Genomic DNA, 23,009 nt, shown 5'->3' with positions numbered 1-23,009 from the left:
GCGAGGATGTCTCTGAATCCTACAAAGTAGCCGTAAAAACCCCGTTTAGCCTTCGGTCTCGTGTTCCAATTCTTCCGTGACCGTTTGTGTCTCTTTGCCTTTGGTCTTCAATTCACTGACGATCACCGCCGCCACGATCAGCCCCGCACCTATCAATGCGATCGCTGGCAGACGCTCTCCTGCGATGCGCCCGACGATTCCGGCCCACACCGGCTCACCGGCGTAGATCAAGGTCGCGCGGGTCGGCGAAACACTTTTCTGCGCCCAGTTCATCGCCACCTGAATCGCCGCACTCATCGCGCCCAGGCCCAGGGCGGTGCTCAGCAACAGCCACGAGAAATCCGGAATCGCCTCGCCGGTCGGCACCACCATCAAGAAAGACAGGGCCGAGGTTACCGCCAGTTGCACCACCGTCACTCGGCGCACATCCACCTGCCCGGCGTAGTTACTGATGAGGATGATTTCGGCCGCAATCGCGATGGCGCTGATCAGCGTGGCGATTTCACCGGGGCTGAAATTCAGCGAAGCCCCGGACGGCCCGGAAAGCAGCATCAGCCCGGTAAACGCCAGCATGATGCCGATGCTCGGCATCAAACCCGGGCGCCGGCCCAGCACCAGCCATTGCAACAGCGGCACGAACGGCACGTACAACGCCGTGATGAACGCCGACTGGCTGCTTGGGATACTCTGCAACCCAACGGTCTGCAAGCCATAACCGAGCAGGATCGCCACGCCGATAAAGGCGCCAGCCTTGAATTCGAACAGGGTCAGTTCCCGCAAGTGTTTCCAGGAGAACAGCGCAACAATGCCTGCGGCGGCGGCAAAGCGCAGGCCGACGAAAAACATCGGGCCGCTGACGGTCATGGCGTGCTGCACCAGCAGGAAGGTGCCGCCCCAAAGCATGGTGATCAACACCAGCACGCACTCGGCTTTGCTGAACCGGGAAAATCGCAGGGGAGTTTGAGGGGAGTTGGCTGACGTCATGACCTTGCGCACTTTTGAGGAGGAGACGCACAATGCGCCAAATGTTGCGCAGTATACTGCCCAACCCCAGCCAGTGAGCAATATAGTGCACAAAGATTCCGTTCAGCGGGCTTCGGTCCTGCAACACGTCAGCCAGAATGTCCGACGCCTGCGCCACGCCGCCGACATGAGCCAGACCGCCCTCGCGGAAAAGTCCGGGGTCAGCCGACGGATGCTGGTGGCCATCGAGGCCGGCGAGAAGAATGTCAGCCTGACCACCCTCGACCGTGTCGCCGAAGCCCTCGAAGTGGCCTTCAGCGATCTCATCCAGGCCCCGGACAATCGCGATCCGGGCCGTATCAACGAACTTGCCTGGGCCGGCAGCATCCCCGGCAGCAAAGCCGTTTTGCTATCCAAGGCCAATGCCACCCGCGCGGTGGAGCAGTGGGAATGGTGCCTGCAACCGGGTGAGGTCTATCCCTCGCAACCGGACGCCGAGGGCTGGAGCGAGCAGATTTTTGTGTTCGAAGGCTGCCTGACGCTGATGCTCGGCGACCAACCCCAGCAAATCGCGGCCGGCGAGTTTTTCATGTTCGCCAGCAATCAGCCGCACACCTACCGCAATGACGGGGAAGTGGCCGCGCGCTTCGTGCGCAATGTGGTGATCTGACTGTTGCAGGGCCGACAGCGGATAAACAGTTTGCTCCATCCTGCGTGCAGACTGCTTTAGGTTGTTATCTCAACCTATTGATAAATAAGTTAAATATATTAAGGCATGACTCCTGCTACGGGTTCTGGATCCTCATCCGGAAACAACGGAGTCGCCTCACATGATCGTCTCAATTCACACCTTCAAACGCCTCCTGACAATCGGGAGTGCCGTCTGATGCCCCGCGAAATCCGTCTCAACGCCTTCGACATGAACTGCGTCGGCCATCAGTCGCCGGGCCTGTGGGCTCACCCTCGGGATCGCTCCTGGCAATACAAGGATCTGGAGTACTGGACCGATCTGGCGAAAATCCTCGAGCGCGGCAAGTTCGACGGTTTGTTCATTGCCGACGTGCTGGGCATCTACGACGTGTACAACGGCAACGGCGAAGCGGCCATCCGGCAGGCGGCGCAGGTGCCGGTCAATGACCCGTTGCAGTTGATTCCTCCGATGGCGCTGGTCACCGAGCACCTGGGTTTCGGCCTGACCGCCTCGTTGTCCTTCGAACATCCGTATCCATTCGCCCGACGCCTGTCGACCCTCGATCACCTGACCAAGGGCCGGGCCGGCTGGAACATCGTCACCTCTTATCTGGAGAGCGGTGCGAAGAACATCGGCCAGCAAGCCCAGACCGAACACGACGCGCGCTACGACTTCGCCGAGGAATACCTGGAGGTCTGCTACAAACTGTGGGAAGGCAGTTGGGAAGAGGGCGCTATCCTGCGTGATCGCGAGCGGCGGATTTTCAGTGACCCGAGCAAGATCCACGAGATCCGCCACCACGGCAAACACTTCCAGGTGCCGGGCATTCACCTTTGCGAACCGTCGCCGCAGCGCACGCCGGTTCTCTACCAGGCCGGCGCGTCCAGTCGTGGCAAGCAGTTTGCTGCCGAGCATGCCGAGTGTGTATTTGTCGCGGCACCGTCGAAAGTGCTGCTGAAGAAAACCGTGGCCGACATCCGCCGTCGCGCCGCCGAGGCCGGGCGCGATCCGTCGAAGATCCTGATCTTCAATCTGCAAACGGTGATCCTCGGCGAGACCGACGCCAAGGCCAAAGCCAAGTTCGAAGAGTACAAATCCTGGGTCAGCTACGAGGGTGCGATGGCGCTGATTTCCGGCTGGACCGGCATCGACTTCAGCCGCTTCAAGCCGGACGAACCACTCAAGCACGTGCACACCAACGCCATTCAATCGGCGGTCGAGGCGTTTTCCACGGCGGATCCGAACAAGGTCTGGACCCCCAACGAACTCGCCGACTGGGTCGGCATCGGCGGCTTCGGCCCGTTGTTCGTCGGCAGCCCGGAAACGGTGGCGGACCTGTTGCAGGAATGGGTCGACGAAACCGACGTCGATGGCTTCAACCTCGCCTACGCGCTGACCCACGAAACCTTCATCGACGCCGTGGAATTGCTGGTGCCGGAGTTGCAGAAGCGCGGTGTCTACAAGACCGAGTACGCGCTGGGGACCTTGCGTGAGAAGCTGTTTGGCGAAGGGCCGAGACTGCCGGAGATTCATCCGGGCAGCGGCTATCGAAACCTCGGCGAGTTGCATCTGCAGGAGAAAAAGGTCGCGTCTGTCTAGACGTCTTCGCGGCGTCTGAATGACACTGGCCCGAGCATATCCTCAGCTGCGAGAACGGCATGACTCAAACCGATACAACCGCCACCCGTCACGCCGACATTCTGATTGTCGGCGGCGGCCTCAGCGGTACGATGCTGGCGGTGCAATTGCTGCGTTTGCCGGGGCGCAGAACGATTCTGGTGATCGAGCCCCGGGCCGAACTGGGCCGGGGCGAAGCGTACAGCGCGGTGGAACTGGGCCACACGCTCAATGGCAATGCGGCGCGGATGAGCGTCGATCCGGACAATGCCGATGACCTGACTCAATGGCTGACCGATCACATCGCTGGCGGTGGCTGGCCGGAGTCGGATCAGCAGCATGTGCCGGTCAGCGAACTGTTTCCGCCTCGGGGGCTGTTCGGCGTGTACGTGCAACAGCGTCTGGCCGAAGCGCAGCAGGTGGGTGCGCAACAGGGTTCGACAGTCGAGCATGTACGGGCCGAAGTTGTCGATGTTCAGGCTTCCAGCGATTGCGTGCAGCTCACCTTGAGTGACGGCCAGCAACTGCGAGGCGCCTTTGCCGTGCTGGCGACCGGGATGTTCCCGGCTGCCCGCACGCCGCAAAAGGAGTCCAGCGGCCTCAACGCGGCGGCACTGGATCCGTGGGATGTCGCGGCCATGCGCCAGCTCGATCCACAATCCACGGTGCTGATCATCGGCTCCGGCTTGACCATGGTCGATGCCGTGGTGTCGCTGGAGCAGGCCGGGCATCGCGGGCCGATCGAGGTGTTTTCCCGGCATGGGCTGCTGCCTCATGTTCGTCGGCAACCGCCCGCGTGGGTGGACTTCCTCGCCGAGGATCACAGCATTCGCACACCGCGCCAGCTATTGCGCGAATTGCGTCGGCATTGCCGCGACGCCATCGCACAAGGCATCGACTGGCAGGCGCCGCTGGACACCGTGCGTGCGCACATCGGCCGGTTATGGAGTCAGGCCAGCGATGCGCAGCGCCGGCAATTCGTGCGCCATGTGCGGCCGTGGTGGGAAAGTCATCACCATCGTTCACCGCCGCTGAGCGCGGAACTGGTCGAGCGTCTGCACCGGGAAGGGCGATTGCGCATTCATGCTGCGTCCTACAAGGGTCTTGAATTGGCGTCGGATGGCGGGGTGAGTATCCGTATTCGCCCTCGCGGTAAGGCTGAGACCCGCGTGGTGCAGGGCGCGGTGTTGATCAATTCCAGCGGCATCGAATACGACTGGCGCCGGGTCGCGCGACCTTTGCCACAGCAATTGTTGGCGCGCGGTCTGGTTCGCCCGGGGCCGTTGGCGCTGGGCATCGCGGCGGCGGTGGACGGTGCGGTGCTGGATGAAGAGGGTCGGGTCTCGAACCGCCTGTTCGCCATGGGCCCGCCGCTGCGTGGCATGTGGTGGGAAAGCACCGCTGTCACCGACGTGGCGTTGCAGGCCAAGGCGCTGGCCGCGCGACTGGTGCGCTGACGCCCGAATGCAAGAAACCCCGCTTCGGCGGGGTTTCCTGTTTCTGGCAGCTCAAACCGATCACTCAGTAGCGCTGATATTTGGAACCGAATTCCGGGCGGTTTTCCGCGACGTACAGTTTGGTCTGTTCGGCGTTCTGTTGCAGTTTGAGGCCTTGGTGTTCGGCGTCGTTGCTGACGGTGTCGACGTTCAGGGTGCCGGACTGGCCAACGGTCGCAGCCGCGACAACTGGAGTGCTGGCGTGTGGGGCAGCGATGGCGGAGGTGGCGCCGATCAGGGAAACGATGAAGCCGAGTGCGATGATGTCTTTCATGATGTTGCTCCAGAGAGTGGGGAGAAGATGGGGCCCACTGTAGTGCTGGAGGGTTTTGATGTGAAAACACCCTTGCGCATAGTTGTTATCGAAGGTGTTGATGCGCGATCAGCGCGGTAGGGTATTGCTCAGCCAGCGCTGGCGCAGCTGCTCCAGACGGCCATCGGCCCGCAATGTATCCAGCGCCTGCTGCCAGCGTGCGACCTGTTTCGGATCGGTTTGCGGCGAAAAGGCAATGTAGGTGTTCTGTTTCATCAGCGGGATCTGGTACTGCAAGCGTCCCGGCTCCAGGCCTTGTTCGCGGGCGAGGGCGGCTTTGGACCAGGTATCGGAGACCACGAAATCGGTACGCCCCAGGCTGAACAGTCGCATCATCTGCTCCGGGGTTTCCACGCCGTAGAGGTTGTTCAGGTCTTGCCCTTGCAGGTAGCTGTAGACCAGCCATTTGCGCGGCACGGTGATCCGGCCCAGGTGATCGGCTTCACGCAGGCTGTGCACGGGAGGCTGGAGATTGTCGCGGGCGTATAGCGCGGTTTCGACTTCGATCAGCGGCCCGACCCATTGATAGCGATCGTCGCGCTCATCGGTACGCAGCACGGTGAATACGCCGGTGTCGGGCGTGTCGCTGGCCATGCGCAGGGCGCGCAGCAGCGGGACTTGTTGCAGATGGATACGATCGCCGGTCTGGGTTGCCAGGGCCTGCACCACGTCCACACCGAATCCCGCGAGCTGATTGCCTTGCATGAAATGCAGGGGCGGGTGGTTGTCGGTGAGCAGTTGCAGGTCCGCCGCAGTGGCCGTCAGGGCCAGCATGGACAGCAGACAAGCGGCAAATCGTTTCATGGATCGTCCCTGAACAAATCAATCGCGCAGCTTAGTACGAGCAGTGATGACTGTCGTGGGGAAACAGCGGGGCTTTTGTGTCAGAGAACAAGGCTTATCGGTAGTGATCGCTGCGGGGGCAGAGCGCCCCCGGCAGGAATCGACAACGGCGGGTACAAACGATCAGTAGCGCTGGTATTTGGAACCGAACTCGGGACGGTTCTCGGCGACCAGTACGCTGCGGGCCGAACGTTCGCGCAGTTCCTGCAAGCGGTCGGCGCCACCTTCAGCGACGCGTTCACGCAGTTCCTGCAAGCGATCCGCGCCGCCTTCAGCCACGCGTTCACGCAGTTCCTGCAAGCGATCCGCGCCACCTTCGGCTACGCGATCCTTCTGCAGGTTTTCCGAGCCGTATTCTGCAACCAGCGGCTGGGAGCTGGCGGACGCCAGGTCGGTCAGGGCCAGGCCACCGAGCAGGCTGATTGCGAGTACCAGGGATTTCGAGGACTTGAACATGGTGCTTCTCCTTGCGTTTGATGATGAGTGAACCAGTGCTTTCTGGTGGGTTCATTCAAACGCGAAGGTGTATCGCTGATATGTGGTGTTACGGCCCAAAAACACCGGTTACGTATCTGCGCGGCGAATTTATACAGAGTGATACAAATCCATCAGGATTCGGCGAGCATCTCCACGGCGAAGGAGAACACATAACCCTCGTTGCGCACGGTCTTGATGTAGGTCGGCTCGCGGGAGTCGTCCAGCAGACGCTGACGCAGGCGGCTGACCAGCAAATCGATGGAGCGGTCGAACAGGTCGGCGTCGCGCCCCTGGGTCAAGTTCAGCAATTGATCGCGGCTGAGCACCCGTTGCGGATGATCGAGAAACACCCGGAGCAGGCGATACTCGGCGCCACTGAGGGCGACCATGGTGTCGTCTTCATCGAGCAGGTGGCGGGCGGTGGTGTCCAGGCGCCAGCGGCCGAACGCGAGCAGGCGTCCGGTTTCGGTGATCAGCAGATTGGGCGGCAGCATTCGCGTGCGGCGCAGCACGGCATTGATCCGCGCCAGCAGCTCGCGGGCGGCGAAGGGTTTGGTCAGGTAATCATCAGCGCCCATTTCCAGGCCGAGGATTCGGTCTGTCTGGTCGTCGCGGGCGGTGAGCATCAGGATCGAGATCGCCTTGTGCTTGCCGGCACGCAACTCGCGACACAGTACCAGCCCGTCATCGCCGGGGAGCATGATGTCGAGCACGATCAGGTCGACCGTGTTGGCTTCCAGAAAACTGCGCATCTGCCGGCCATCGGCGACCACGGTGCTGCGCAGGCCGTTCTTGGTCAGGTAATTGCCGACCAGCTCGCGGATCTCGCGGTCATCGTCGACGATCAGGATGTGGTTGATGTGATCCATGGTTCGCTCTTTTTATAAGGAGTGCCCGAAGCGTTGCGCTTCGGGCACCTGTCTCTTCGGGTCAGGACACCACGCGATAGCACGGCACATACGCCGCGCCACCCGGCAGTTTCATCCGGTGCTGGGCGACGAAGGCTTTGAGCAGCAGATCGAGCGGCTGCATGATCGCGGCGTCACCACGGATCTGGTACGGCCCGTGTTCCTCGATCAGGCGGATGCCCTTGTCCTTGACGTTGCCGGCGACGATCCCGGAGAACGCGCGGCGCAGGTTGGCCGCCAGTTCGTGGGGCGGCTGATCGCGGTGCAGCTTGAGGTTGGCCATGTTCTCGTGGGTCGGATCGAACGGGCGCTGGAAGCCTTCGTCGATCTTCAGCAGCCAGTTGAAGTGGAATGCATCGGCGCGTTCGCGGCGGAACTGCTTCACGGCCTTCAGGCCCGCGGTCATCTGCCGCGCCACTTCCGCCGGGTTGTCGATGATGATTTCGTAGTGCTTTTTCGCCGCTTCGCCGAGGGTGGCGGTGACGAAGGCGTCCAGTTGTTCTAGGTACGGCGCGGCGTGTTTCGGCCCGGTCAAAATCACCGGGAACGGCAGCCCGGCGTTGTCCGGGTGCATTAGGATGCCCAGCAGGTACAGGAACTCTTCGGCAGTGCCGGCGCCGCCCGGGAAGATGATGATGCCGTGGCCGACGCGGACGAAAGCTTCCAGACGTTTTTCGATGTCAGGCAGGATCACCAGCTCGTTGACGATCGGGTTCGGCGCTTCGGCGGCGATGATGCCCGGCTCGGTCAGACCGAGGTAACGGCCACCGTGAATCCGCTGTTTGGCGTGGGCGATGGTCGCGCCTTTCATCGGGCCTTTCATCACGCCCGGGCCGCAGCCGGTGCAGATATCGAGGCTGCGCAGGCCCAGTTCGTGGCCGACTTTCTTGGTGTATTTGTATTCTTCGGTGTTGATCGAGTGGCCGCCCCAGCACACGACGATTTTCGGCTCGACGCCCGGACGCAGGGTGCGCGCGTTGCGCAGCAGGTGGAAGACGTAGTCGCTGATGCCCTGGGAGGTGCTTAGGTCGATGCTCAAAGCGTCGAGTTCGTTTTCGGTGTAGACGATGTCGCGCAGGGCGCTGAACAGCATTTCCCGGGTGCTGGCGATCATTTCGCCGTCGACGAAGGCGTCGGCCGGGGCGTTCAACAGTTCCAGACGCACGCCGCGATCCTGCTGGTGGATACGGATTTCGAAGTCTTTGTAGGCTTCAAGGATGGTCTTTGCGTTGTCGACATGGGCGCCGGTATTGAGGATGGCCAGGGCGCACTGGCGAAAGAGGGTGTAGGTGCTGCCGGTTCCGGCCTGGCTCAGTTGCTGAACTTCACGTTGAGAAAGGGTTTCGAGGCTGCCTTTCGGGCTGACCGAGGCATTGATTACGTGTCGTTGGGTCATGCAGTGATCCTTAAAACGATGTCATTGCCGGCATGGCCAATGGCATCCGAATAGTGTGTATCCATGAATGAAGATGGCACGATCTGCGTGGTATCGCCATGTCCCCGTTGGACTTTGGAAAGATGAAAAGGAGCTCCAGCATAGCTAAATCCGCCTCAGAGGCGATAATGCGCCGGCCTCTTTTTATTTCAAGCCATGGAAGCCTGTCGCGATGTTCGAGATTCAACCGATCGATGCCATCACTTATCGCCAGCAGACCCGGCGCAGCACGCTGATCATCGCGGTGCTGTTTCTGGTGCTGGCGATGGCGTTTTCGACGGCGGCGGTGGCGCTGTTCGGCGAGCCGGGCGGGGATAATCTGCGGTTCAATATCGGCGGGGTATTTGGCGCATTTCTGCTGACGGCGGCGTTGCTGCGCGGGCGTTTCTGGAACCAGACCTGGATGGCTCCGGCAGTATACGGCTGGCGGCTCAAGCGCAGCCTGATGAGCGTCACCAACGTCATGCATCAAGTGACGGCGGCAGTGGAGAAGGGTGATCCGGTGGCAATGAAAGTGCTGCGTTTCTATCACCTGGGCCTGACCCAGATGCATGAACTGGATGGCAACTCCAGCGATCACGCGCAATTGCACCGGGAAGTCGAAGCACACAAGGCGCGGATGGAGGCGCTCGGTCTGGACACCGATCAGACGCGCCTCGATCCGGCCTGGCTGGAAACCTTGAAAGCGCGCTAAAACGGAATGCGCGCGGCGCGTCTGAGTTTCCAGCGGCGAATCAGGCGCCCGTAGACCAGCAGGTTGACCACCAGCACCACGCTGCCCAGTACCAACTGAATCTGCGGGGTCAGCCCGGCCGGGTAGATGATCGGCCAGACGTAATGTTCGATGAAACCGCCGGCATACTCTGTTTGCCCGGCGGCGTGGCGCATCAAGTTTTCCCAATAGGTCAGCGGACAGGTCAGGTGCAACACCTCGACCGCCACGCCCCAGGCCGCTGCTGGCAAATGCAGCCACATCAGCCGCGGCCACTTGAGCACCAGCAGCCCGCCGAACAGCACGAACAGAATGAACAGCAAATGAAACAGCACCAGCCCGTCGGCGGCTATTCGATACAGCATGTCGTCTCCCTGACGCGTGTGTGAATGGTTGCCATGTTACGCCCGTAAACGACTGACGGAAGGAAGGATTTGCGCCAACTGCGCAAGATTGTTCAAGCCATGAAAGGGCGTTTGCTGGCAGAGTCCGGGGCCTTGTCTCACGGTTGAAACGTGTTATGTCTGACTCATTAATGCCGCGCAGTGCCTTCCTTCGCGGCGCCGCGGCGATCATGCCGTTATCCCTGGCGACCGCGCCGTGGGGGCTGCTGGCCGGCTCAATGGCGATTGAAGCCAATCTCACACCGCTGCAAGGGCAGGGCCTGTCGAGCATCGTGTTCGCCGGCGCTGCGCAATTGGTGGCGATCGGCATGCTCAAGGGCGGCGCGGGGATTTTCTCGATTCTGCTGACCACGCTGCTGCTGACCTCGCAGCACTTGCTTTACGGCATGAGCATGCGTCAGGTGATTTCGCCGTTGCCGGGACGTTGGCGCATCGGCTTGGGCTTTTTGCTCACCGACGAGCTGTTCGCCCTGACCAGTCAGCACGATCGTCAGCAGTTCAACCGCTGGTACGCCCTGGGCGTCGGCCTGACGTTCTACATCGCCTGGAACCTTTTTACCCTGGCCGGCATTGTGCTCGGCAGCAGCATTCCGGGGCTTGAACACCTTGGGCTGGACTTCTCGATTGCCGCCACCTTCATTGCTCTGATCACCCCGGTGGTGCGCAATGTGCCGACGGTGCTCTGCGTGGCGGTGTCGCTGTTTTGCTCTGTGCTGTTCAGTTACTGGCAATGGGGTTCGGCGCTGGTGCTGTCGGGACTGGCCGGAATGACCGCCGGGTTTATCTGCAACAAGCTGTATCGGGAGCGCACATGATGGTCTGGGCAGTGATTATCGGCATGGGGATTCTGGTGTTCCTCAACCGTTACGTGTTTCTCGAACCACGTTTGCCGGTGCGTCTGAGCAGCAACGCGCGGCAATTTCTCGGTTTTGCCGTTCCGGGCATGTTGACTGCGATTTGCGGGCCGATTGTATTCATGCCAGACAAACAACTGAATCTGCAGTGGGACAACCCTTATATGCTGAGTTCACTAGTGGCAATCGGCCTGGTGATCTACACGCGTAATACATTGCTCAGCATGCTGTTGAGCATGGCGTTCTTCTTTCTATTGCGCTGGTGGCTTTAAGTTCTACGCTTAATGGATGAATTCCATTAGCGAGGTGAACATGGCAACCGAGCAGAAACGTCCCGAAGAAGATGACGAACCGAGTGAAGAAGAGCTCGAGCGGGAGAAACACAAGGAGCAGACCTGGAAGCATGACGACAGCCGCGAGTTGTCCGACCGTGATCAGGAACGCCCGCTGAAACCCTGAACGCCACAACGAAAAGCCCCGCGATTGCGGGGCTTTTTCGTTTCATCAAAGATCTTCCAGCAGTGTGAAATCGGGGTGGGAGGCCCGATAACCCAAGGTCTTGTCGATCCAGGCATTCAGCTCGTTGACCATCACCGGCGGGTGGCAGGGATAGCTTTCGAGGGTGGCGCGCAGGATGCGGTCGATATCGGGTACGTCACGCAGGTTTCGAGTCTTTATGTAGTGGCCGATAAAACAGTCGAGTTCAAAGCGTTCTGTCGTGGACAGATGAATACACTTCAGGCCTGTGACCTGTTTGATTGCAAAATCGTCGCGCAACTTGGTTCTCTGCAAGGCTTGTAAGTTTGTGGGGGATTCCTGGTTTTGCTGACTCTTTGGTCAACTGGTATGCCAAAAGGAAATGCGGCGCGCATGCTATCCGTAGTGTTTGTAAATGTATGTATGACGGTTGAAATGTCAGACAGGCGGTTAGTTCAATCAAACGACTGTTTAGGTTGAATGTTTCGCGTTTGAAACACCGCGTGTAACACGCAGGATTCGATTCGTGAATTCCTGCTTTTGATAACGCACCACGTCGACATTTATTTACGGTACGGCATCAATCAATTCCGCACCCTGATTGCGGGAGTTGCCCACCGCTTTGCCGACTTTGTGCCATTGGAACGCTTCGCTGGGTTCGGCTTCGAACAACAGCATCTGCTCGGCACGCTCTGTGGGCGTGGCGGGATCGAGCCATTCCTGCACCCGATCAGCGCGCAGCACAATCGGGCGCCGGTCATGCACATCGAGCAAGCCGCCTTCGCTGTTGGCGGTAATGATGACGAAGCCGTCGTCTTCCCGTGAAGGTTCGCCGGGTATCGGAAACTGGCCGATGGCGGCGCAGAAAACCGGCTGGTGATCGGCCCGACGAATCAGCCAGGGCTGTCGGCTCTTGTCGGGTGCATCGACCCACTCGAACCAGTTGTCGACCGGCACGATCAGTCGATGACGCCAGATCGCTCGAAAGAACGGTCCGTGGGCGACTTTTTCCAGCCGCGCGTTGATCGGTGCAGCGCGATCCCTGGCCCAGTGCGGGCGCCAGCCCCAGCGCAGATTGTCGGCGTATAGCCGTTGTTGGTGCTGATGAAGGATCGCCAGTGACGTGGTGGGCGCGGCGTTGTAATGCGCCAGCGGGGCGTCGCCGACGTGATTGATCAGCGCATCGGGAATACTCAGCACTGCGACGAAATCGTGGATACCCCGGTATTGCGACAGTCTTCCGCACATCGGCCGACCCTCCGGCGAACACCTGCCTGAAGGTTTGAGCTTAGTTGCACGGTTCAATCCTTGCTGCCCTGACCGGTGAACGCGTCGCGCCAGACCAGCCAGCGACGCTCCAGCACGGCCAGCAGGCCGTCGCTGAGTTTGCCCAGCAGCGCCAGGACGATGATCGCAGCCAGCACGATGTCCGGCCGCGAAGTTTCGCGACCGTCACTGAGCAGGTAACCCAGACCTCTGGTCGCGGCGATCAGCTCGGCCGCCACCAGAAACATCCACGACAGGCTCATGCCGCTGCGCAATCCTGTGAACAGGCCGGGCAGGGCGGCGGGCAACAGTATCCGTCGCACCAGTTGCAGCGGGCTGAAGCCGTAGATGTGCCCGACCTCCACCAGTTTGCGGTCGATGTTGCGGATCGCCGCGACCACGTTGACGTACACCGGGAAGAACGCGCCGATGGCGATCAGAACGATTTTCGAGGTCTCGTCGATCCCCAGCCATAGCAGTAACAGCGGCACCCAGGCCAGGCTGGGAATCGACCGCAGTGCGGCGAACGTCGGTTCCAGATAGGCCTCGGCCTCACGGCTCAGGCCGACCCACGCGGCAAACACCAGCGCCAGGCTCGCGCCGATGGCAAACCCCAGCAGCACGCGAATAAGGCTGGCGCCGATGTGATTCCACAGGGCGCCTTCGGCGAGGTCGGTGAGGGTCAGGGCAATCTCGCTCGGCGCCGGCATCTGGTAGGACGGCAGCCAGCCGATGCGTACGATAAATTCCAGGGCGATCACGATCAGCAGTGGCAGGGCCAGGCCTTTAAGGCGCCGACGCCAGAGCGGATTCAGCAGTGGGAGTCTTCGGCGTGGTGCCGGCACGGCGAGGCGGGCGGGCAAGTCGTTGCTCATGGACGGTTCTCCGCTCACGACAAATCCGCGACGGACGCGGACTTGTCATGAGCCTGATCGGTTACTGGGCGGCGGCGACTTGCTGGAAACCGGTGTCGATCAACTGATCGATGACCTGATCGACATTCACCCCACGGCGCACCAGTTCTTCGGAGACCAGAATCGGCGCGGCGGCTTTCGAGGCCAGCACGTCCCTGGCGGTCAGCTGCGGGCTGCTCAGGTCGGTGCGCGACAATTGCAGTTTGGCCACGTCCAGCGGCAGGCCGGATTCGCTGGCGAGCAATTTGGCCAATTCGTCGGGGTTCTTCACCGACCACTCGCGGGCCTGCTCATAGGCCTTGATCACGGTGTCGATGGTTTGCGGGTGTTGCTTGGCGTATTGCTCGGTGACGCTGACCACGCCGTAGCTGTTGAAGTCGCGATTGCGGTACAGCAGGCGCGAACCGGCCTGCACCTGACTGGCGGCCATGTGCGGATCGAGGCCGGCCCAGGCGTCGACATCGCCTTTCTCTAGCGCGGTGCGGCCGTCCGGGTGCTGCAGGTGTACCAGTTCCACGTCGTCCTTTTTCAGCCCGGCCTGTTGCAGGGTGCGCAGGGTAAACAGGTACGGATCGGTGCCTTTGGTGGCGGCGATTTTTTTGCCCTTGAGGTCGGCCACAGACTGGATCGGCGAGTCCTTGCGCACCACCAGCGCGGTCCACTCGGCGCGGCTGTAGACGTAGACCGATTTGATCGGGCTGCCATTGGCGCGACTGAGCACGGCGGCGAGGCTGGCCGACGAGGCGAAATCCACGCCGCCGCTGTTGAGGTATTCCAGCGAGCGGTTGCTGCCCTGGCTCAGCACCCAGCTGACTTTGCTCTGGGGCAAGGCTTTTTCCAGGTAGCCCAGATGTTTCAGCGCCAGGCTGACCGGCGAGTAATAGGCGTAATCCAGATGCACTTCGGCCGGCGGCGCTTCGGCAGCGTGGGCCAGAGGTTGCAGGCTCAGGGCTACAGCGCAGGCCGCGAGCAGCGTTTTGACGCGGGAAAACGGTAAGAAGGGTTTCATGGGCACGCTCCGGCAAGGCAACAGATTCTTATGTCCAAAAAGATATTTTTATCGAATGCTTCCTGCATGAATGGAATATTGCAGGCTCTGTGCCATGTACGTTTTGTCCCATATTTACGGGGGGTGACGCCGGTTTTGCAGGTTTGAAGTGTTGCAGGGAAAACACTGTGCCGAGCCACTGTTGCTCGGCAAACAGTGCAACTGGAAGGTGCTGAGCTTATGCGCTAATAGAATTTCAAATCTCATTTGTAAGAGCGTTATGGTCTATAAAAATCCCTTCTGCAGGACTCGCCATGAAGCTCTCACGTTTCCTACGCGCCGCGTTGACCAGCGCACTGTTTGCCACGCCATTGACCTACGCTGCCGAACCCTTGGTCCTGCACGTCGGCGACCAGAATTACTACAACATCCGCGCGTCCATAGAAGCGTCCGGCGTATTGAAGGACACGCCTTACACGGTTGACTGGAAACACTTCCAGGCCGCTGCTCCGTTGGCCGAAGCGTTGCAGACCGGGTCGCTGGATCTGGGTTTCCTGGGGGATTCGGGTTTTCTGTTTCTGGCCGCTAAACAAGCGCCGGTGAAGCTGATCGGTGTGTCACGACAGAATCCGGACACCATCGCCCTGTTGGTGCCCAAGGATTCTCCGGTGAAAACCATCGAGGACCTGAAGGGCAAGAAAGTCGCCTACTGGCCGGGTGCCTGGAGTCAGCAGCTGACCCTTCGCGCACTGGAGCAGGGCGGTTTGCCGGAGAATTACGTCGACTTCGTCAAACTGATGCCGATCGATGCGGCGGCCGCGCTACCGCAAGGCAGCATCGATGCGTTCCCGGTATGGGAGCCGTACATTTCCCAGCAGATCGTTTTCTCCGGCGCCCGGCCGATTCTCACGGCGAAAAACCTGATGCCGGGCTTGAGCGCCATCGCCGCGTCTGCGCCGTCCATCGACAGCAAGCGCGAAGCGATCGCCGATTTCCTCGGACGTTTGAAGCAGGCCAGGGCCTGGGTCGACAGCCACACCGACGAGTACGCCGACCTGTGGGCGAAGAAGGCCAACCTTGATCAGCAGGTTTCGCGGCACTGGTTGCGCCAGGCGCACATGACGGTCGGCCCGGTGGATCAGCAGGCTGCCGCCGATCTGCAAAGCACGGCCGACTTCCTGTTCAAGGTCAAGGCGCTGCCGGCTCCGCTGGCCACGGCCGGTATCATCGACAGCTCGTTTCAACAGGCGCTGGCGCGCTGAGCGAGCGCCGGAACCAAACCCTGTGTATCTTTATCCAACCTCGGCCCATCTCAATGGGTCGCAGGGAGGCAGCAGCGGCGAAGGAGTTTTGCCAATCGACAACATGACCGCAACGGTCGGGCTCAAGGCAAAACATGACACAGTGGTTCAAGGTTTTCTGTGCGATGGCGGTAGCCGTCGGGTTGGCCGGATGCATCGCCGCTCCCATCGAAATGACCGCGCAGACCGAGGCCCGGCTCAAAGAGCAGGCGCCTGTGCGGTTTGTGTTGACCTTCGATGACGGCCCCAGCGCTTCCAGTCTTTTCAACCCCACCGACACCGTACTCGACAGCCTCAAGGACAACCCGCTGCAACCGGGGATCAAAGCGGTGTTTTTCGTCCAGACCCGAGCGCCCCGAGCGGGCAACAGCGAGATCGGTCGGCGAGTCATGCGCCGCGAGTATGACGAAGGGCACATTCTGGGCTTTCACACCGCCACCCATTGGCACACCAATCATCGATTGCTCGATCCCCAAGAACTCGAAACCTCGCTGACCAACGGTTCGGCGGACATCGCGGCAATCACTGGCGCGCCGCCGACGTTATTGCGTCCGCCATTCTGGAACTACGACAAACGCACCTTCGCCGCTTATCAGCAGCACCATATGCAGGTGTTGCTGACCGACCTGAGCGCCAACGACGGCAAGATCTGGGGCTTCAACGCCAGCCCCCGGCGGCGGGCGAACATGCTGCGACAACTGTCGGAAGTCCGCGAACGGATTGCTCTTGGCGAACTGCCCACTGTGGACGGGGTGATTCCGGTGGTGGTGACCTTCCATGACCTCAACCGCTACACCGCGCGCCACACCCGCGAGTATCTGCAGATTCTGCTCGACAGTGCCGCCGCCACCGGCGTACGACTGGCAGGCAAACCGTTCTATGACGATCGCGCGGCGCTGGAAAAAGCTGCGCTGGCGCGCACGGTGCGCGAGTCGTCGAAACCGGTGAATCTGCCGGGAATATGGAACTGGATCTGGGACCATGACGCCCATTGAGAACCGCGATTTGAAGTTGTGAAGCGGTTGGCAATTTTTACACTGGGCGGCAGGGGCGGGGCAGTGAAAGCTCATCTATGCTGATCGGGTCGCCCGAGCCAAAGCCTGTGAGGCGTGCCCCCATGATTGCCATTGCCGACATTTGCCGCATCGTCGAATCCGGCTTTTCGCCGTTGTATTGCGACTGCACCGAAACGGCGCAGGGCCTCTTGCAGATCAAGGTTTACGAACCCGACAGCGGGCGTGTCGAGTTGCTGCTCAATGGTGTTTCTCCTGAGCATCTGGTCACCATTCGTGACATCTCCAATTTCATCGGTGAATTGCGCACGGAAATGAGCGCCGGACGCCGGGCGTTCGCCGGCTGAGAGTCAAAGGCGTCGTTGAAAGGCGCGGACGATGCTCAGCGTGGCGTCACTGACGTTCAGATTCTGCACCGCATCCAGCGGGTGCCAGAGGCAGTCGACGATCTCGTTCAGCGGGCGAACCTGCTCAATGTTCAGCACCGACGCCTCGTAGACGTGGTGGCGGGTGCTGCCGTTTTGCAGTTCCATCAGATAAAGCATGTCATCGCTGTCCAGGCCGGTCTCTTCCTTGAGTTCTCGGGCGGCGGCTTGCGCGCGGGTCTCTCCCGGTTCGACGGTGCCCCCCGGAAGCGTCCAGCGGCATCTGGGTTTGCGCACCAGGAGAATGTGTCGATCCTGTTCGCAGATGACGGTTGCTCGTACTTTCATGTGTTACCTGATTGCCGTTTGTCATAAATCTGTCATGAATTAGCAATATTTGGGCCGCTGCCGGTTTAGAGCTTCTGAGTGCCCGGCAGCGGCAAAAGTGCCGGAGACTTGACGCGGCTGCGGTGCGACGTCCGGTCGGCACGACTGCGTGTTGCGGGTGTAAGGTGCAAAAGTTCGTTAGAAGACAGGAGGTGCCTATGAGCATGGCGATGCTGAACAAAATGCACATGAATGGCTACGACGTACTCAGCGTGAACAACGGCCCGTGGCGGGTCTGCACGCAGGGTGACCGGCTCGCTTCGTTTGCCAGTCGCGAAGAAGCGCTGGCCTACGCCGCCGCACTGCCGGGGTACAAAAGCCGTGTACGCGGTCGCAAGACAGGCTGAAGGCCTGTGGAGAAAAAGCCCCGGATGTCCGGGGCTTTTTGTTGTGGACCGGGTGGGTTTCAGTGGACTTTGGTTCGGCTGATGGCGCGGGCTTTCACTTCCCGGGCATACAGCTGCAGGCGCTCTTCATCGCTTTGCAGCACCTCGCAGGATCGCAGTACCGCCTGGGCGTCCGCCTCGTTGCCCGACTGGCGCAATTGCTCGGCAATGCGCTTGAGGTCCACCGCCGACCATCTCAAGTCCGATGCCACGCTTTGCAGGTCACGTTGAAGTTCGTGTTCGTATTCATTGAGCCGCATGATCACCTCCGGAACATTCTCGGTAAAACAGAGTAGCCGCATTTTTTGGGAGTGGGGCAAGGTCATCTGTCGGTGAGCTGATTGGTCCGGTTTTCGAGGAGTACAGGCAGAGCGCTACGATGGATGTCCGAACAGTTACAGGGTACATTCGCGTTTTTTTCAGATGAAGGAATCACCATGCGGATGTTGATCGGGGGCATGCTGTTGGTGGCATTGGCCGGTTGTTCGTTGCCTGCGTCACTGGTGCCGGGCGAGCCGAATGTCAGCAAGACCAGCGACAAGACTCCCAAGGACTACGCCGCGTGTGTATTGCCGTTGTGGCAGCAGGACGTTGCCAAGACGTCCCAGACAGCGATTTCCAATGGCTACCGGATCACCGCGCCGAGCATCGTCACCGCCGACGAGATTCTCGATGTGGTCAAGTACAAGGACGGCAGCCGCGTTTCCCTGTACCAGGGGCCGCCGTGGGCGAAGTCCGGATCGTTGCGCAAAGCGGTGCGCGACTGCCTGTGAGGTCGAAATAAAAAAAGCAGAAACCGGAGATCGGTTTCTGCTTTTTTTTGCCTGCTGATCGAGCTCAGTCCGAGATGTCGGTGAGCGGAATGCCGGCGCCGCCGGTCTTCTTTTCCCGGCGATCCTGCATCCAGTCTTCCACCTGACTGTTGAACCCCGCCGGTGCCTTGCGCCCGACCTTTCTGGCGATGTCGAGGATGGTCTGCTGGGCGAGGGCTTCTTCCATGCGCTTTTGCGCGGTCATCATCGCGGCGTGAATCGAGCAGGTGCCGTCCAGCGCCCAGTCCGGCGGCGAGCCATCGAACAGCGCGCAGCGTCCGCGAATGTCCCGGCATTCGAAAATGTTCTTGGGACCATCGATGGCATTGACGATGTCGAGCAGGGTGATTTCTTCCGCCGGACGCGCCAGGGTGAAGCCGCCGCGCACGCCACCGGTGGATTCCACCAGCTTGCCTTTGGCCAGTTTGGTGAAGATCTTCGCCAGGTAATCCAGCGGCACCCCTTGCAGCTCTGCCAGGTCACGCACGCTGGCTTCACGACTGTCACCGCCGCTGCCCACCAGAAAGGCCAGGCAGTGAATGCCGTACTCGACCCCCGCACTGTAAAGCGACATAACTATCTCCGACTGTATTTGTCGCCGATGTTATCAGGGTTGTTCGTGGCAAACAAATCGAGAGCGCCTTGAGTGTTTGGCTATTAGGATCCCGGATTTCTTGATTTCAGCTGAATCAACGAGTTGAAGAGGGTGGCTCCGTTCAATCTGAGCTATCGAAGTTTTCGATGCTAATCATCACAAAATCTGACTTGTCGGATATAACGGCGACCAATACAGTCGCCGTTATCCGGTGAGCAGCCTTCCGCGTTCTTGAAAAATACAGACGTGTCCGCTCCCGATGATGTGAATCCTTCCACCTCATTCAGTGACTTGGCTTCGTGCCTGGAGAGAACAATGAAACAGCACATTCTGGTAATCGGCGCAGGTTTCGGTGGCATGTGGACGGCATTGAGCGCCACGCGTCTGGTCGACATTCACAATCGGGACAACATCGACGTAACCGTGTTGGCGCCGCAAGCCGAGCTGCGCGTTCGCCCACGTTTCTACGAGCCGAATGCCCACACACTGGCCGCACCACTGGGCGATCTGTTCGACGCGGTTGGCGTCAATTTCATCAAGGGCGCCGCGAACACCATCGACGTACAGGCGAAAACCGTGGGCTACACCGACGCAGCCGGTGCGCAACAGGTGTTCAGCTACGACAAACTGGTGCTGGCCTCCGGCAGCGGCCTGGCCCTGCCGGACACCCCGGGTGTGGCGCAATATGCGTTTGACGTCGACCAGATCGAAGCTGCGATCCGCCTGGAAAACCATCTGGATTCCCTGATCTGCCAGCCTGAAAGCCAGGCGCGCAACACCGTGGTCGTCGCCGGCGGTGGTTTCACCGGTATCGAAACCGCCACTGAAATGCCGGCGCGTCTGCGGGCCGTGCTGGGCGACGATGCCAATATTCAAGTGATCATCGTTGATCGCGGGCAAAAAGTCGGCGCGTCCATGGGCGAAGCGATCAGCGTGTCGATTGCTGAAGCTAGCGAAGAGCTGGGCGTGGAATGGCGACTGGGTGTGTCGGTGGTGTCCGTCGATGAAAACGGCGTGACCTTGTCGGACGGCCAGCGTATCGAGGCAAAAACCGTGGTCTGGACCACCGGTGTACGTGCCAGCTCCCTGACCGAGCAGATTCCTGCCGAGCGTGATCGTCAGGGCCGTCTGCACGTTGATGCCAACCTGAAAGTCATCGGCCAGGACGACATCTTCGCCACCGGCGACGTGGCTTACGCGGCCACCGACGATGTCGGCAACTTCGCCCTGATGACCTGCCAGCACGCGATTTCCCTTGGTCGTCACGCCGGCAACAACGTCGCAGCGCAGATCCTCGGGGTCGACCCAACGCCGTACAGCCAGCCGAAATACGTGACCTGCCTAGACCTCGGCGCCTGGGGCGCGGTGTACACCGAAGGCTGGGATCGTCAGGTGAAACTGGTCAAGGAGGAGGGCAAGTCGCTCAAGACCCAGATCAACACCCAGTGGATCTATCCACCGGCGGCTGACCGTGCCATCGCGCTGGCGGCTGCGGATCCGATGATCCCCGTCGTCGCGTAAACGGCGTGTTTAGAAAATCCCGCCCGGTTGATGCCGGGCGGGATTTTTTGTTCAGATTCCGCAAACCCCTCCGGCAAGGACCACCCGACCGAACTCGGCGTTGGTCTCCTGAGGTGTGATGGCGAGCAACTGGTCGAGGCGAATTTCCTGTTGCGCGCCTTGTTGCTCGATCACCAGAAATTCTTCTTTTTCACTGCTGGTTCGCGTGGTCACGGCCCGGGCCATCAGCCGCTGACCGTCGACCAACTCAATGTCCAGTTGATAGCCGCGCAGGCAGGCTATTTCCAGGTAGTCGTGCAGATCACAGTTCAACGGCTGATAACGGGTCATGGCGTTACTCCTCGAAACCTTGCGCGATGATGAAACGATCCGGCTCGTGCATCAACCTTCATGCGGCGGTGCTGATGGCGGCAGGGAACGGTGCGGATCAGATTCTGCGGGAAGTGTAATGCGCGGTGACAGTTGATTGCGGGCTTTTTTCCCGCGAGCACTAGGCTTTGAATGCCGGACCATTACAGGCCGGGATTGCTGTTTTGGGAGGAGTGTTTCTTGATTCAAGGAGCGACCGATCATGGATGATCTGGTGAAGGAAGTGATTCCGCTTTTGCAATACCTGGTCCCGGGGTTTGTTTCGACCTGGATTTTCTACACGCTGACGGCCTTCAAGCGACCGGATACGTTCGGCCAGATTGTGCAGGCGCTGATTTTCACGTTTGTGATTCACGGGATGGTGCTGGGGATTGGGGCGGTTTGTGTGTGGGTGGGGGAGGAGGGGTTTTCCATAGGAAAGTGGGATGCGAAGGCTGAAGCGTCGTGGGCATTTTTTGCGTCGCTGGTACTCGGGTTGTTGGCCTGTTGCCTGTCAGCGAATGGCAAGTTACATGGTTGGTTGCGCAGCAGAAACGTCACGAAACAATCTTCCTACCCCAGTCAATGGTTCAGCGCATTTGCGAAATATGATCGCGTTATCACCCTGCATTTGGATGATGAAAGGCGCGTCCTGGGCTGGCCGGTGGACTGGCCACCCGAGTCAACCAGCGGGCAGTTTGTGATGCAATATCCCTGCTGGATCAACGAGGATGGAACGGAGGTGCCTATTAGTGCGGAATTTTTGCTGATAGATTCCACGAGGGTTAAATGGGTTGAATTCAGCCCTGTATCAGAGGGTTCATCATGACCGCCAGAGCATCACAACCAATACCGCCACATATAAAGCGTCTTTTTGTAGGGCCGGACGGAAAGCGGCTGGAGAAACCATTGATCGAGGCATCAAAGGCACCTCCACCGCCGAAATACCCTCCATATCCGCAAGCCCATTCCTAACCCCATCCATCCTTCACCGCCCGGCGAATGCCCTCCAGCAACATCGCAAACGCCGGGTTGTCGTTGTTCTCCCGCCAGATCAGATGCAGCTCGCTCTGCACCCCTTCGCCCAGATCGATCTCGCGAAACACCACATTCCTGAACACCACGCTGGTCGCGCAACGCGGCACCAGCGCCAGGCCCATGCCCGCATTGACCAGCGCCAGAATCGTCAGCGAAGACCCCAGCCATTGCACGTAATCCGGGGCGACGCGGGCCGAGCGCAGCATGCCGGTGAGCAATTCGTTGAACGGCGGATAGGCCGCGTGGGAATACATCAGGAACGGCTGCCCATCCAGATCCTTCACTGAAACCTCGTCGGCCTCGGCCAGTCGATGGCCGCTCGGCACCGCCAGCACAAACGGCTCACGCACCAGGCATTCGGTGGCGTAACCAGGCTCCAGCAACGGCGCGCGGACGATCCCCAGGTCGATGCGTCGGGCGCGCAAGGCCTCGTGTTGCTGATAGGTGTTCATTTCGGTCAGGTCGATCTTCACCTGCGGCTGCTTGAGGCGCGCCTCGGCGATGACCTTGGGCAGGAATTCATAAACCGCGCTGCCGACAAAACTGATGTTCACCGAACCGATATCGCCCTCGGCAAAACGCCGGGCGGTGACGGCGGCTTGCTGGGCGCGCTCGAGCAGGTTCTGCGCCTCGATGAAGAATGCGCGGCCGGCAGCGGTGAGCGCCACGCTGCGTGTGCTGCGGGTAAACAGTTCGACGCCCAGGTGATGTTCCAGTAACTGGATCTGCCGGCTCAGTGGCGGCTGGGTCATGTTCAGCCGCTCGGCGGCACGGCGGAAGTTGAGTTCGGTGGCGACGGTGGTGAAGCATCGCAGTTGGGTCAGCTCGAACATTGATCTAATCCAGGTATCAATCGAATGCCAAGTTAGATTAGACGGGATCAAT

The 23,009-nt window shown here is 60.2% G+C and carries 30 protein-coding genes; 14 read left to right on the top strand and 16 right to left on the bottom strand.

The genetic code is table 11. The features are described 5' to 3' along the window. Positions 1–45 precede the first annotated feature (45 nt). Positions 46–984, bottom strand: coding sequence for a DMT family transporter (locus CAF80_RS14010; protein WP_085667583.1), 939 nt, complete (start codon positions 982–984; stop codon positions 46–48). An 85-nt stretch (positions 985–1,069) separates the two neighbouring features. Here CAF80_RS14010 and CAF80_RS14005 point away from each other — a divergent pair, with 85 nt between their 5' ends. From CAF80_RS14005 to CAF80_RS13995, 3 genes are all read left to right on the top strand, one after another. After that, positions 1,070–1,633, top strand: a complete 564-nt coding sequence (locus CAF80_RS14005) for a helix-turn-helix domain-containing protein (protein ID WP_039767012.1) — start codon at positions 1,070–1,072, stop codon at positions 1,631–1,633. Between the two features lie 216 nt (positions 1,634–1,849). Further along, complete coding sequence (locus CAF80_RS14000; protein WP_085667584.1) at positions 1,850–3,253, top strand: LLM class flavin-dependent oxidoreductase; 1,404 nt, start codon at positions 1,850–1,852, stop codon at positions 3,251–3,253. A gap of 59 nt (positions 3,254–3,312) precedes the next feature. After that, a complete protein-coding gene (locus tag CAF80_RS13995) occupies positions 3,313–4,728 on the top strand; it encodes an FAD/NAD(P)-binding protein (RefSeq protein ID WP_085667585.1) in 1,416 nt (471 codons plus the stop codon). Positions 4,729–4,792: 64 nt separating this feature from the next. Here the strand turns inward: CAF80_RS13995 and CAF80_RS13990 are convergent, their stop codons facing one another. From CAF80_RS13990 to ppnN, 5 genes are all read right to left on the bottom strand, one after another. Next, the gene (locus CAF80_RS13990) at positions 4,793–5,041 is read right to left on the bottom strand and encodes a hypothetical protein (RefSeq protein WP_039767006.1); all 249 of its coding nucleotides are present in this window, start codon (positions 5,039–5,041) and stop codon (positions 4,793–4,795) included. A 108-nt stretch (positions 5,042–5,149) separates the two neighbouring features. Next, on the bottom strand, positions 5,150–5,884 hold the full coding sequence (locus CAF80_RS13985; RefSeq protein WP_074688694.1) for an ABC transporter substrate-binding protein: 735 nt from the start codon (positions 5,882–5,884) through the stop codon (positions 5,150–5,152). A 162-nt stretch (positions 5,885–6,046) separates the two neighbouring features. Beyond that, positions 6,047–6,379: a hypothetical protein gene (locus tag CAF80_RS13980; protein ID WP_074688692.1), complete on the bottom strand. Its 333-nt coding sequence runs from the start codon at positions 6,377–6,379 to the stop codon at positions 6,047–6,049. A 152-nt stretch (positions 6,380–6,531) separates the two neighbouring features. Further along, the gene (locus CAF80_RS13975; protein ID WP_085667586.1) at positions 6,532–7,269 is read right to left on the bottom strand and encodes a response regulator; all 738 of its coding nucleotides are present in this window, start codon (positions 7,267–7,269) and stop codon (positions 6,532–6,534) included. A gap of 61 nt (positions 7,270–7,330) precedes the next feature. After that, positions 7,331–8,704: a nucleotide 5'-monophosphate nucleosidase PpnN gene (ppnN, locus tag CAF80_RS13970; RefSeq protein WP_039766997.1), complete on the bottom strand. Its 1,374-nt coding sequence runs from the start codon at positions 8,702–8,704 to the stop codon at positions 7,331–7,333. Between the two features lie 211 nt (positions 8,705–8,915). Between ppnN and CAF80_RS13965 the strand changes: the two genes are divergently transcribed. Beyond that, positions 8,916–9,437, top strand: coding sequence for a DUF3087 domain-containing protein (locus CAF80_RS13965; protein WP_074688690.1), 522 nt, complete (start codon positions 8,916–8,918; stop codon positions 9,435–9,437). On the opposite strand, the gene CAF80_RS13960 is transcribed toward CAF80_RS13965, so the two are convergent. Continuing rightward, positions 9,434–9,820, bottom strand: a complete 387-nt coding sequence (locus CAF80_RS13960; RefSeq protein WP_039766992.1) for a DUF2784 domain-containing protein — start codon at positions 9,818–9,820, stop codon at positions 9,434–9,436. The two genes, CAF80_RS13965 and CAF80_RS13960, sit on opposite strands and share 4 nt — an antisense overlap. Before the next feature lie 155 nt (positions 9,821–9,975). Between CAF80_RS13960 and CAF80_RS13955 the strand changes: the two genes are divergently transcribed. From CAF80_RS13955 to CAF80_RS28880, 3 genes are read left to right on the top strand one after another with little or no spacing between them, the layout of a single operon-like run. Then, on the top strand, positions 9,976–10,674 hold the full coding sequence (locus tag CAF80_RS13955) for an AzlC family ABC transporter permease (RefSeq protein WP_074688688.1): 699 nt from the start codon (positions 9,976–9,978) through the stop codon (positions 10,672–10,674). Then, the gene (locus tag CAF80_RS13950) at positions 10,671–10,985 is read left to right on the top strand and encodes an AzlD domain-containing protein (RefSeq protein ID WP_074688686.1); all 315 of its coding nucleotides are present in this window, start codon (positions 10,671–10,673) and stop codon (positions 10,983–10,985) included. The genes CAF80_RS13955 and CAF80_RS13950 overlap by 4 nt, the downstream gene beginning before the upstream one ends. Before the next feature lie 40 nt (positions 10,986–11,025). After that, positions 11,026–11,172, top strand: coding sequence for a hypothetical protein (locus CAF80_RS28880; RefSeq protein ID WP_166742325.1), 147 nt, complete (start codon positions 11,026–11,028; stop codon positions 11,170–11,172). Between the two features lie 45 nt (positions 11,173–11,217). Here CAF80_RS28880 and CAF80_RS13945 read toward each other — a convergent pair whose 3' ends face one another. From CAF80_RS13945 to CAF80_RS13930, 4 genes are all read right to left on the bottom strand, one after another. Next, positions 11,218–11,490, bottom strand: a complete 273-nt coding sequence (locus CAF80_RS13945; protein ID WP_074689294.1) for a hypothetical protein — start codon at positions 11,488–11,490, stop codon at positions 11,218–11,220. A 267-nt stretch (positions 11,491–11,757) separates the two neighbouring features. Continuing rightward, positions 11,758–12,438 (bottom strand): SOS response-associated peptidase, encoded by a 681-nt coding sequence (locus CAF80_RS13940; RefSeq protein WP_074688684.1) that lies wholly within the window; start codon positions 12,436–12,438, stop codon positions 11,758–11,760. A gap of 53 nt (positions 12,439–12,491) precedes the next feature. After that, positions 12,492–13,331: an ABC transporter permease gene (locus tag CAF80_RS13935; RefSeq protein ID WP_074688683.1), complete on the bottom strand. Its 840-nt coding sequence runs from the start codon at positions 13,329–13,331 to the stop codon at positions 12,492–12,494. 61 nt (positions 13,332–13,392) lie between these two features. Next, entirely contained in the window at positions 13,393–14,379 is a 987-nt protein-coding gene (locus CAF80_RS13930) for an aliphatic sulfonate ABC transporter substrate-binding protein (RefSeq protein WP_039766977.1), read from the bottom strand. A 293-nt stretch (positions 14,380–14,672) separates the two neighbouring features. Between CAF80_RS13930 and CAF80_RS13925 the strand changes: the two genes are divergently transcribed. The 3 genes from CAF80_RS13925 to CAF80_RS13915 all read left to right on the top strand — a co-directional run bounded on the left by CAF80_RS13925 (position 14,673) and on the right by CAF80_RS13915 (position 17,019). After that, positions 14,673–15,620 carry an ABC transporter substrate-binding protein gene (locus tag CAF80_RS13925; RefSeq protein ID WP_039766976.1) on the top strand — a complete coding sequence of 316 codons (948 nt, stop codon included), beginning with the start codon at positions 14,673–14,675 and terminating at the stop codon, positions 15,618–15,620. A gap of 134 nt (positions 15,621–15,754) precedes the next feature. Next, the gene (locus tag CAF80_RS13920; protein WP_085667587.1) at positions 15,755–16,654 is read left to right on the top strand and encodes a polysaccharide deacetylase family protein; all 900 of its coding nucleotides are present in this window, start codon (positions 15,755–15,757) and stop codon (positions 16,652–16,654) included. Positions 16,655–16,776: 122 nt separating this feature from the next. Further along, positions 16,777–17,019, top strand: a complete 243-nt coding sequence (locus tag CAF80_RS13915) for a DUF1652 domain-containing protein (RefSeq protein ID WP_011334667.1) — start codon at positions 16,777–16,779, stop codon at positions 17,017–17,019. A 3-nt stretch (positions 17,020–17,022) separates the two neighbouring features. Here the strand turns inward: CAF80_RS13915 and CAF80_RS13910 are convergent, their stop codons facing one another. Then, positions 17,023–17,385 carry an NUDIX hydrolase gene (locus CAF80_RS13910; protein ID WP_039766972.1) on the bottom strand — a complete coding sequence of 121 codons (363 nt, stop codon included), beginning with the start codon at positions 17,383–17,385 and terminating at the stop codon, positions 17,023–17,025. A gap of 197 nt (positions 17,386–17,582) precedes the next feature. Between CAF80_RS13910 and CAF80_RS13905 the strand changes: the two genes are divergently transcribed. Further along, positions 17,583–17,771, top strand: a complete 189-nt coding sequence (locus CAF80_RS13905; protein ID WP_039766970.1) for a hypothetical protein — start codon at positions 17,583–17,585, stop codon at positions 17,769–17,771. 59 nt (positions 17,772–17,830) lie between these two features. Here CAF80_RS13905 and CAF80_RS13900 read toward each other — a convergent pair whose 3' ends face one another. Beyond that, complete coding sequence (locus CAF80_RS13900; RefSeq protein ID WP_007950501.1) at positions 17,831–18,070, bottom strand: hypothetical protein; 240 nt, start codon at positions 18,068–18,070, stop codon at positions 17,831–17,833. 177 nt (positions 18,071–18,247) lie between these two features. Here CAF80_RS13900 and CAF80_RS13895 point away from each other — a divergent pair, with 177 nt between their 5' ends. Beyond that, the gene (locus CAF80_RS13895; protein WP_064597355.1) at positions 18,248–18,583 is read left to right on the top strand and encodes a hypothetical protein; all 336 of its coding nucleotides are present in this window, start codon (positions 18,248–18,250) and stop codon (positions 18,581–18,583) included. A gap of 64 nt (positions 18,584–18,647) precedes the next feature. Here the strand turns inward: CAF80_RS13895 and CAF80_RS13890 are convergent, their stop codons facing one another. Further along, positions 18,648–19,196 (bottom strand): Rrf2 family transcriptional regulator, encoded by a 549-nt coding sequence (locus CAF80_RS13890; RefSeq protein WP_074688679.1) that lies wholly within the window; start codon positions 19,194–19,196, stop codon positions 18,648–18,650. 336 nt (positions 19,197–19,532) lie between these two features. Between CAF80_RS13890 and CAF80_RS13885 the strand changes: the two genes are divergently transcribed. Next, the gene (locus CAF80_RS13885; protein ID WP_085667588.1) at positions 19,533–20,738 is read left to right on the top strand and encodes an NAD(P)/FAD-dependent oxidoreductase; all 1,206 of its coding nucleotides are present in this window, start codon (positions 19,533–19,535) and stop codon (positions 20,736–20,738) included. Between the two features lie 51 nt (positions 20,739–20,789). Here CAF80_RS13885 and CAF80_RS13880 read toward each other — a convergent pair whose 3' ends face one another. Then, positions 20,790–21,068 (bottom strand): Rho-binding antiterminator, encoded by a 279-nt coding sequence (locus tag CAF80_RS13880; RefSeq protein ID WP_039766966.1) that lies wholly within the window; start codon positions 21,066–21,068, stop codon positions 20,790–20,792. A gap of 241 nt (positions 21,069–21,309) precedes the next feature. Here CAF80_RS13880 and CAF80_RS13875 point away from each other — a divergent pair, with 241 nt between their 5' ends. Next, positions 21,310–21,915, top strand: a complete 606-nt coding sequence (locus tag CAF80_RS13875; RefSeq protein WP_039766964.1) for a DUF6338 family protein — start codon at positions 21,310–21,312, stop codon at positions 21,913–21,915. A gap of 142 nt (positions 21,916–22,057) precedes the next feature. Here CAF80_RS13875 and CAF80_RS13870 read toward each other — a convergent pair whose 3' ends face one another. Next, entirely contained in the window at positions 22,058–22,957 is a 900-nt protein-coding gene (locus CAF80_RS13870; RefSeq protein WP_007950480.1) for a LysR substrate-binding domain-containing protein, read from the bottom strand. Positions 22,958–23,009 lie beyond the last annotated feature (52 nt).

This window comes from Pseudomonas sp. B34(2017) (assembly GCF_002112915.1).
GTDB lineage: Bacteria > Pseudomonadota > Gammaproteobacteria > Pseudomonadales > Pseudomonadaceae > Aquipseudomonas > Aquipseudomonas pharyngis.
Note: the sequence above shows the minus strand (reverse complement) of the source record. Positions and strands in the feature narration are given on the sequence as shown.